Origin of the sequence: Streptomyces sp. NPDC059564 (assembly GCF_042735575.1) — a bacterium.
In the GTDB taxonomy this organism is placed as follows: Bacteria; Actinomycetota; Actinomycetes; order Streptomycetales; family Streptomycetaceae; genus Streptomyces.
Genome location: NZ_JBHWBP010000665.1, coordinates 1 through 1,660 on the forward strand (window position 1 = coordinate 1; position 1,660 = coordinate 1,660).

The 1,660-nt window shown below is 75.7% G+C and carries 2 protein-coding genes; both read left to right on the plus strand.

Annotation, left to right across the window (positions count from 1 at the left end):
- Window positions 1-120 precede the first annotated feature (120 nt).
- Window positions 121-1,302, plus strand: a complete 1,182-nt coding sequence (locus tag ACFV0Q_RS41440; protein WP_385013270.1) for a sensor histidine kinase — start codon at window positions 121-123, stop codon at window positions 1,300-1,302.
- A partial coding sequence (locus ACFV0Q_RS41445; RefSeq protein WP_385013272.1) for a response regulator transcription factor occupies window positions 1,299-1,660 on the plus strand: 362 nt, incomplete at its 3' end. The genes ACFV0Q_RS41440 and ACFV0Q_RS41445, both read left to right, overlap by 4 nt.

Here is a 1,660-nt window from a genome sequence, read left to right on the forward strand (position 1 = left end):
GACCAGGACCCTGGTCCTGGTCCGGGCCGGTCCCCGGGGATGCTGTCCGGGCCCGCGGGCGGGGCGAGAATGGAGCGACGAGGGCGGCCGCGCGGCGGCCCGTGGGGGAGGGCCGAAACGATGAGCACGCGAGCCGACCGGCTGACGTGGAGCCGCAACGACGCACTGGTGGCGGTCGGCGCGGCGGCCGTGGACCTCACGGGCTTCGCGTTCGACACCCAGTTCGAGGGCGCTCCCCTGGCGGTCACCTCGGCGTTCTTCGTGGTGGCCTCGGCGCTTCCGCTGCTCGCCCGGCGCCGCCACCCGGTGGTGGTGCTCGCCGCGGTCCTGCTCCTGGGCGCGGTGGCGAACCTGGCCGGCTCGATGTCATCGCACTTCGGCCTCACCCCGGCCGTCGCCCTGTACTCGGTCGCCGTGGCCCGCCGGCCCGCCGTGGTCGCCGGCGCCGCCCTCGCGACCGTGCCGTTGACCAGCATGGGACAGGACGGCCGGCTGTTCGGCTCCGGCGCGGGCGTCGCCGCCAACGCGGGCGCCACCTTCCTCGTCGTCGTCACCGGCCTGCTGGTCAAACGCTGGCAGCGGGAGACCGAGGCCAACCGGGTGCTGCTCGCCGAGCGGGCGGTGGCCGAGGAACGCCGCCGCATCGCCCGGGAGCTGCACGACATCGTGGCCCACCACATCACCACCATGCAGCTGATGGCCGGCGGCGCCCGGGCCAACCTGGCCCACGACCCGGAGGCCGCCCGCGAGGCCCTGGTGACCCTGGAGGGCTCCGGCCGGATGGCGCTGTCCGAGATGCGGCAGCTGCTGGACGTCCTGCGCGCCGGGGAGGAGCCGGAGACGGTCCCGCCCGCCCCGCAGCCCGGCGCGGCGGACCTGGACCGGATCGTCACCGAGTCCCGGCTCGCCGGAATGGAGACCGAGTTCACCGTGCGCGGCGCGGTCCGCCCGCTGCCGCCCACCGTCGGTCTGACGGTGTTCCGGGTCGTGCAGGAGGCCCTGACCAACGCCCGCAAACACGCCGGGGACGCGCGGGCCCACGTACGGCTGACGTACCGTCCGGACGAGGTCACCGTAGAAGTGCGCGACGACGGGCCCGGCAGCGGATCCGGCGGCGGTACGGCCCCGGCGCGGCCGCTCGGGCACGGCGGGTACGGTCTGATCGGAATGCGTGAACGCGTCGCCCTGCAGGGCGGCACCCTGGAAGCCGCCCCGCTCGACGAGGGCGGTTTCCGGGTCGCGGCCCGCCTCCCCGTCGCAGCGGGGGCCGGCGCCGCCGACGGAGAGGAAGCCACCCGATGATCCGCGTGCTCATCGCCGACGACCAGCCGCTGGTCCGGCGCGGCCTGGCCCTGATCCTGGCCCCCCACCCGGACGTCGAGGTGGTGGGGGAGGCCGGGAACGGCGCCGAGGCCGTGGAACTGGCCGGGCGGCTGCACCCCGACGTGGTGGTCATGGACATCCGGATGCCGGTGCTCGACGGGGTCCAGGCCACCGCCGAACTGGCCCGGAGCTGCCCCGGCTCCCGGGTGCTGGCGCTGAGCACCTTCGACATGGACGAGTACGTGGTCGCCGCCCTGCGCGCGGGCGCCCACGGCTTCCTGCCCAAGGACATCTCCCCCGAGGAGCTGATCGCGGCCGTCCACACCGTCCACACCGG

Excerpts from the sequence above, each read along its gene's own strand:
- ACFV0Q_RS41440 (WP_385013270.1), top strand. The coding sequence starts at position 121 with ATGAGCACGCGAGCCGACCGGCTGACGTGGAGCCGCAACGACGCACTG.